General features: G+C 35.2%; 9 protein-coding genes and 4 tRNA genes. 10 read left to right on the forward strand and 3 right to left on the reverse strand.

Features of this window, described 5'->3' with window-relative positions; genetic code table 11:
* The 5 genes from mgsA to rraA all read left to right on the forward strand — a co-directional run.
* Positions 1 to 316 (forward strand): methylglyoxal synthase (gene mgsA, locus Q1J40_RS00575; RefSeq protein WP_301098101.1); only part of this gene is annotated, 316 nt, incomplete at its 5' end.
* A gap of 65 nt (positions 317 to 381) precedes the next feature.
* Positions 382 to 1,272 (forward strand): CAF17-like 4Fe-4S cluster assembly/insertion protein YgfZ, encoded by an 891-nt coding sequence (gene ygfZ, locus Q1J40_RS00580; protein ID WP_301098102.1) that lies wholly within the window; start codon positions 382 to 384, stop codon positions 1,270 to 1,272.
* The gene (gene rnhB, locus Q1J40_RS00585; RefSeq protein ID WP_301098103.1) at positions 1,272 to 1,862 is read left to right on the forward strand and encodes a ribonuclease HII; all 591 of its coding nucleotides are present in this window, start codon (positions 1,272 to 1,274) and stop codon (positions 1,860 to 1,862) included. Before ygfZ ends, rnhB begins: the two co-directional genes overlap by 1 nt.
* A 14-nt stretch (positions 1,863 to 1,876) precedes the next feature.
* Entirely contained in the window at positions 1,877 to 3,142 is a 1,266-nt protein-coding gene (locus tag Q1J40_RS00590; RefSeq protein ID WP_301098104.1) for a paraquat-inducible protein A, read from the forward strand.
* 72 nt (positions 3,143 to 3,214) lie between these two features.
* On the forward strand, positions 3,215 to 3,721 hold the full coding sequence (gene rraA / locus Q1J40_RS00595; RefSeq protein ID WP_301098105.1) for a ribonuclease E activity regulator RraA: 507 nt from the start codon (positions 3,215 to 3,217) through the stop codon (positions 3,719 to 3,721).
* A gap of 67 nt (positions 3,722 to 3,788) precedes the next feature.
* On the opposite strand, the gene Q1J40_RS00600 is transcribed toward rraA, so the two are convergent.
* From Q1J40_RS00600 to coaA, 3 genes are read right to left on the reverse strand one after another with little or no spacing between them, the layout of a single operon-like run.
* Positions 3,789 to 4,604, reverse strand: a complete 816-nt coding sequence (locus Q1J40_RS00600) for an arylamine N-acetyltransferase family protein (RefSeq protein WP_301098106.1) — start codon at positions 4,602 to 4,604, stop codon at positions 3,789 to 3,791.
* Positions 4,605 to 4,642: 38 nt separating this feature from the next.
* Positions 4,643 to 5,359, reverse strand: coding sequence for a tRNA1(Val) (adenine(37)-N6)-methyltransferase (locus Q1J40_RS00605; RefSeq protein ID WP_301098107.1), 717 nt, complete (start codon positions 5,357 to 5,359; stop codon positions 4,643 to 4,645).
* A 17-nt stretch (positions 5,360 to 5,376) separates the two neighbouring features.
* Positions 5,377 to 6,330 (reverse strand): type I pantothenate kinase, encoded by a 954-nt coding sequence (coaA, locus tag Q1J40_RS00610; RefSeq protein WP_301098108.1) that lies wholly within the window; start codon positions 6,328 to 6,330, stop codon positions 5,377 to 5,379.
* A 236-nt stretch (positions 6,331 to 6,566) separates the two neighbouring features.
* Between coaA and Q1J40_RS00615 the strand changes: the two genes are divergently transcribed.
* From Q1J40_RS00615 to Q1J40_RS00635, 5 genes are all read left to right on the forward strand, one after another.
* Positions 6,567 to 6,642: transfer RNA gene (locus Q1J40_RS00615), tRNA-Thr, on the forward strand.
* A 33-nt stretch (positions 6,643 to 6,675) separates the two neighbouring features.
* Positions 6,676 to 6,760: transfer RNA gene (locus Q1J40_RS00620), tRNA-Tyr, on the forward strand.
* 43 nt (positions 6,761 to 6,803) lie between these two features.
* Positions 6,804 to 6,878 (forward strand) — tRNA-Gly (locus Q1J40_RS00625).
* Positions 6,879 to 6,880: 2 nt separating this feature from the next.
* Positions 6,881 to 6,956 (forward strand) — tRNA-Thr (locus tag Q1J40_RS00630).
* Positions 6,957 to 7,066: 110 nt separating this feature from the next.
* Positions 7,067 to 7,250, forward strand: a 184-nt coding sequence (locus tag Q1J40_RS00635) for a GTP-binding protein (protein WP_301098109.1), incomplete at its 3' end; no start/stop codon positions are given.

The raw sequence follows: 7,250 nt of genomic DNA on the forward strand, positions 1-7,250 counted from the left end.
AGGTAATATGCTCTCTAGAGCAACTGGGTTAGAAATTAAATCTTTATTGAGTGGTCCAATGGGGGGCGATCAACAGTTGGGTGCATTAATTGCAGATAAACAAATTGATATGCTAATTTTCTTTTGGGATCCAATGAACGCAGCTCCACACGATCCAGATGTAAAAGCGCTAATGCGAATTGCAACAGTGTGGAATATTCCTGTAGCAATTAATCAAACCTCAGCTAACTTTTTATTAGCATCAGCACTCTTACAACAAGAAGTGGATATTGATATTCCAGATTATGAAGCATATTTAAAAGAGCGTTTAAACTAGCTTATAGGTTTTATTACATAATCATTGTATGATTTGCAAATCAAATTTGAATCAAAGAGGTAAAAATGAGATGTGAATGCCAATTAGTGACCCATAAAACACCTAATTTATGTGTGGCACTAACGCAATATCGTTTAATTGAAGTAACAGGTGTTGATGCAGAAAAGTTTTTGCAGGGGCAGTTAACCTGTGATGTAACAAGGCTTGCAGTAGGTGAACATACATTAACTTGTCATTGTGATCCAAAAGGTAAAATGAGTAGCCTGTTCCGTTTATATCGTCAATCTGCTGAACAATTCTTTATGATCATTCAGCAGGATTTATTACCAGAAGCCCTAGTTCAATTAAAAAAATATGCAGTATTTTCTAAAGTCACTTTTACCGAATTGAATATCCCATTATATGGCACAACAAACGGTGAGATGATTGCAAACTTTAGCGATAAAGTAACCGCTTGTATTATTTTGGATGAACAGAAACGTGCAATATTTTGGGGTGATATTTCCCCTGAAACAAATGGTGAGGCAACATATTGGGATTTAATTGATATTCAACAAGGTGTTCCGTTGCTTTATAAAGCGAATCAATTTGAATTATTACCGCAAGCAGCTAATATGCAATATCTTGAGCAAAGCATTTCTTTTACAAAAGGGTGTTATATCGGGCAAGAAACTATTGCTCGTGCAAAATATCGTGGTGCGAATAGACGTGCGATGTTTACCTTAGTTGGTAAAGTTGAAGGTGAGATCGTATTACCCGAAGTAGCATCTAGCATTGAAATGCAATTAGGTGAAAACTGGAAAAGTACAGGCACAATTTTAGCTTCTGTAAAGGATGGAAATTCACTATGGATACAAGTGATATTAAATCGTAATATTGAACTAGATAGTGTTTTTCGTATTGATAATACTAAACTGAGTATTTGTCCACTCCCTTATTTGGTAGATGAAAATTAATGGTGGAATTTATTTATCCTCAAGCTAATTTAATTGCCGGTGTTGATGAAGTGGGACGAGGTCCTTTAGTTGGAGCGGTAGTTGCTGCAGCGGTTATTTTAGATCCAAATAACCCGATTGAAGGCTTGACAGATTCAAAAAAATTATCAGAAAAACGCCGAATTGCTTTAGCCGAAGAAATTAAACAAAAAGCATTAAGTTGGTCATTAGGGCGAGCAGAGCCAGAGGAAATCGATCAGCTCAATATTTTATACGCTACAATGTTAGCAATGGAGAGAGCGGTAATGGGATTGCATATTCAACCTGATTTTATACTAGTTGATGGTAATCGAATCCCTAAGCTTGCAATTCCAGCTCAAGCGGTAGTAAAAGGTGATAGCTTAGTAGCAGAGATCAGCGCAGCATCAATCATTGCAAAAGTAGCAAGAGATCAGGAAATGGTAGAACTTGATAAGATTTATCCTGAATATGGTTTTGCCAAACATAAAGGTTATCCGACCAAATTACATTTTGAAAAATTAGCGGAGTTTGGTGTCACACCTTATCATCGTAAGAGTTTTGCTCCGGTAGCGAAACTCTTGAATCAGTAGCAAATAGGAATAGAATGAAAGAATCGGATGTTTATCTACAAAGTTGTCCTGAATGTGATACATTAGTGAGTATTGCAAAAGATTTAAATAATCAAACCGCTTGTTGTCCTAATTGTCATCATATCTTACACTCTGGCGGACGTTGGAGTTTAGGGCGTTGCAGTATCATTGCATTATCGATTCTAATTCTTTTACCGCTGGCATTATATTTTCCATTAATGCACATTGATTTATTGGGTGTAAATTTATATGCATCGGTATGGGGTGGAACGTGGAAAATGGCAACATCAGGTTTCCCTTATACAGCTTTTATGATTTTGTTCTGCTCGGTAATTATGCCATTAGCTTTCGCTTTATTAGTGCTAGCTTTGCGTTTCCAAAAGTGGATTGAATATCGCCCTCGTTATACGCTGATTTTTCTTACTAAAGCGAAACAATGGGTAATGCTAGACGTATATTTAGTTGCATTAGGTGTTGCTGCCTTTAAAGTGAGAGAGTATGCACCACTCTCTTTTGATTTATATATTATTCCATTTTTATTGGTAACATTGCTCACAACATTGTTATTCACTAAAATCGATCCAAAGCAGTTATGGAATGATTTTTATCCAGAATACTATGCGTTAGAGCCAGAACATTGCACGCATTCTACTCACTATACGTTATGTCACGTTTGTGAGTATACCTTTGATGCCAACATTATTGATAGAAAAGGGCAACATCGTTGCCCTCGTTGTGAAAGTAATTTAGATGTATCAGAAAACATAAAATTACAACGGGTTTGGGCAACGTTATTAGCTGGCATTGTGATGATGATTCCAGCGAATCTTTTACCTATTTCTTCCACAGAATTTGCAGGTTCAACCTCTGCGGATTCATTGATGAGTGGAGTGCTATTATTTATTTCTATGGGTAGCTATGCCGTTGCGGTTATTGTATTTGTGGCGAGTATTCTTGTGCCGTTTAGCAAAGTTGCCATTATTTTATATCTTTTATTAGCTATTCATTTTCGTTGGAAACATTCGATTCACTGGCAAATGAAGTTACTGCACTATGTTCACTTTGTTGGGCGTTGGTCAATGCTCGATTTATTTGTATTAGCTTTAATGATGTCTTTAGTTGAACGGGGACAGATTATCAGTTTCTCAGTGGGTGAGGCAGCCTTCTATTTTGGGGCAGCAGTATTTTTAACTATGATTTCATCTTCCAATCTTGATTCCAAAATGTTATGGGATATTCATTATGGGTATCAAAAACAGAATCAAGAAGCAAGTAGTTAGATTTGAACAAACTTTTGCAACAGTTTATACTGGAAAATCTAATTTATAATAATTTAAAAATAGGAGCACATTATGCGTGTTGATACTTCGGAACTTTGTGATATTTATTCGGATCAGGTTGATGTGGTAGAACCCATTTTTTCCAGCTTTGGGGGCAGATCTTCTTTCTACGGAAAAATTACAACAGTAAAATGCTTTGAGAGCAATGGCTTAATTGCCGAAGTGTTAGAAGAAGATGGACAGGATCGTGTGTTACTTATTGATGGCGGTGGTGCAGTTCGTCGTGCATTGATTGATGCCGAATTAGCTCAATTAGCTGTAGATAATGGCTGGGAAGGGATTATCGTTAATGGTGCGGTTCGTCAGTTAGATATACTCGAAACATTAGATATTGGTATTCAAGCTTTAGCACCAATTCCTGTCGGTGCAGATGATAATACAGTGGGTGAAGTTGATACGCCTGTTAATTTTGGTGGCGTAAGTTTCTTACCTGAAGATTATGTTTATGCAGATCTAACTGGGATCATTCTTTCCCCTGAATTACTTGATTTTTCAGATGAAGATGAGGAAGAAGAGTAATATTTTAAACTCCATTTTTGATATAAAAACTGCCAACAAAAGTTGGCAGCTGTCTTCCTTTATTGTTTTATTTCTGTTTAATATGTTTTTCAAATATCTCTGTTAATTCTTCATGGCTATAATTTGCTTTTAGTTCATTTTGAATAATTTCAATAAATTGATTTACTTCTGTAATCTCGATTTGATCTATTTGTTTACTGTTTATTCTGTAATAGACGTTGTTATGCAGTGAATAAATAGCATCCTCTGTAAAACATGACATAATTAGGTGATTTCGCCAGATACTGGTAGGATTTCCATAGCAGTAAAAATTGCCCATTTCAAAATCAGCATCTATATTGTCAAAAAGATTAAATTGGTAAATATTAAAGTAATGGCCTTTTTCTTTTCTTTGTAAGGTATAAAGTCCTAGTTCGTTGGATGAGAGTTTATATTCTGTATTTAAGTGACCTATAGAAGATGTATTATTTTCATCAAATTTAATAATGACACTTGGACTACGAAAACCAACACCAACATCAACTAAATATTTTTCACCTTGATAATGTAGGATGGTTACTCGATGAGTCATTGGTATTTTAGGAATATCATTATTCAATATACGAGCAAGATGTTGAGTAACTTCAAATCCAAGATTTTTCAATACTTCATACATCAATTTATTATGTTCAAAGCAATATCCTCCTCTTTTATTCACAACGATATTGTTATATATCGATTCAAGATCGATAGGTACTTCTTCGCCAACTAATATTTTAGGATTGCCAAAAAAATAACGTTTTAAGTGTGCTGAGGCTAGGTTAGAGATATCTTCTAAATTGGTAATATTTTTAGTGATATTTAGATCGGCTAAATAATTTTTAATAATAGTTTGGGTATTCATTTAAACTCCTATGAATTTTTATTATGGCAAATGAATGACTAGAAATTCAAATAAAAATCTTGAGTCAGTACCTTAAATTCTTGACTATATTGATTATTTTCTTGATAGATCACAAGATGTTTTTCTACACATAGCTCTTCTATTGTTGAAAAAGTGACTATGATCCGTTTGGCTTGCTTATTTAGAGTAGGTTGTATGGTATACCGTCCAATACAATATAAATTATATTCTTTAGCTTGCTCGATTAATTTAAGCCCTGTTTCAATTGGCAGAATAAAGACAATTTTGCCTTTCGGAGCAAGCCATTTTTTTGCTTGAGTTAACCAAACAGTGTGATTTTGTAAAATATTTCTAGCAAGCCCTCGAGCTTGTGTTTTACTTGGCAAACTATCGGTAAAGTAGGGGGGATTAGATACAATAAGGTCAAATTTTTTGGTAAATTCTATTCGAGTGATATCGTCATTAATAATTGATAGCCGATCATACCAAAGGGTCTGCTTGGCATTCTCTACGGCTTGCAAGCAAGCACTTGGTTCAAGTTCAATAGCTGTAATTTGTGGTAAAAATTGACAGCAAGCGGTTCGTTGAGCCAGCATTATTGCAATTAAGCCGGAACCTGTTCCCATATCTAAAATAGTCTGAGCATCGGTAATATCTGCAATTGCTCCAAGTAAAATACTATCTGTGTTAACTTTCATTGCACATTGATCGTGAGCAATAAAAAATTGTTTAAATTGAAATCCTTTCGATGCCATAGGTGATATTCTGATAATTATTTCTTTCTTAATTTTACTGTTTCAATAGCGTGATGTTGTCCTTTGACTAAGATTAAATTCGCTCTTTCTCTACTTGGTAATATATTTTGGCGTAAATTTAGTCCATTAATTTCGTCCCAAATTTGAGATGCTATGGCAATAGCTTCTTCTTCAGATAATAGTGAGTAATGTTTAAAATAAGAATTAGGATCAGAAAATGCACTACGACGAAACTTTAAGAAACGATTAACATACCATTTTTTTAATAATGCTTCGTCAGCATCAACATAAATTGAAAAATCAACAAAATCAGATACAAACACGTTATGGGGATTAGATGGGTAGTTCATTCCGCTTTGTAGCACATTTAATCCTTCTAATATAACAATATCAGGTTGATCCACCTCATTAAATTGATCAGGGATGATATCGTAAGTTAAATGTGAGTAAATGGGTGCTTTTACATTACGTTTACCTGCTTTGATATCAGAGACAAATCCAATCAATCGATGAATATCATATGATTCAGGGAAACCTTTTCTATGTAATAAATTTTTTTGCTCTAAGATATTTAATGGGTATAGAAATCCATCTGTTGTAATTAATGATACTTTACGATCTTTGGGCCAGTGGGATAACAAGGCTTGTAAAATACGAGCAGAGGTACTTTTACCAACAGATACACTACCTGCAATACTAATGATAAAAGGTGCTTTAGGTGCTTTTACATCTAAAAATTTATGTAGAACTTGCTGACGTTTAATATTTTCATCAATGTAGTAATTGATTAAACGTGCAAGAGGAAGATAAATAATACTCACTTCATCTAAAGAGAGATCTTCATTGAAACCAAGTAGTGGTTTTAAATCTTGTTCAGTGAGTTTTAGTGGAACAGATTTTCGTAATGCAGCCCATTGTTGACGATCAAAAGTCAGAAATGGCATTAGTTTATTAGTATTTTGCAAATTCATTGCGATAAATATCTTGATAAGAATGTCGGTAGTTTATCTTTTATGCCATCAAATATACAGTGCAAATTATTAAATAAAATCGTTTATTGTCGAAGTTCTATCTAGAATATTAAAAAACAATCATTTTGCATATTTTGCAATCGAAAAAACTAAAAATTTTAATTTTTTTTAAAAAAGGACTTGCAAGCTTTTCTGAAAGCCCTATAATGCGCACCACTTGCTTACGACAACGCAATGCCGACTTAGCTCAGTAGGTAGAGCAACTGACTTGTAATCAGTAGGTCACCAGTTCGATTCCGGTAGTCGGCACCATTAACGCATAGTCAGCAAGTATTCAATTAATGTGGAGGGGTTCCCGAGCGGCCAAAGGGGGCAGACTGTAAATCTGTTGGCTCAGCCTTCGAAGGTTCGAATCCTTCTCCCTCCACCATCTCATAATTGAATCCTAATGGGAAAGACGAATTTAGAACAAAGCGGGCATCGTATAATGGCTATTACCTTAGCCTTCCAAGCTAAAGATGCGGGTTCGATTCCCGCTGCCCGCTCCAGCGCTGATATAGCTCAGTTGGTAGAGCGCACCCTTGGTAAGGGTGAGGTCGGCGGTTCAAATCCGCCTATCAGCACCACTAACTATTCTATCTTCATTTCTCTTTAGTAAACATAGTAGTATATAATTATATTTGGTTAATGTGGTAACGTACCATCGTAACCGTGTTTTTTTAGAGGGACTTTATAAATGTCTAAAGAAAAATTTGAACGTACAAAAACGCACGTTAACGTGGGTACAATCGGCCACGTTGACCATGGTAAAACAACTTTAACAGCAGCAATCACAACTGTATTAGCGAAAAAATTCGGTGGTGCAGCTCGTGCATTTGACCAAATCGATAATGCGCCAGAAGAAAAAGCGCGTGGTATCA

Origin of the sequence: Otariodibacter sp., from assembly GCF_029256985.1 — a bacterium.
Lineage (GTDB): Bacteria > Pseudomonadota > Gammaproteobacteria > Enterobacterales > Pasteurellaceae > Otariodibacter.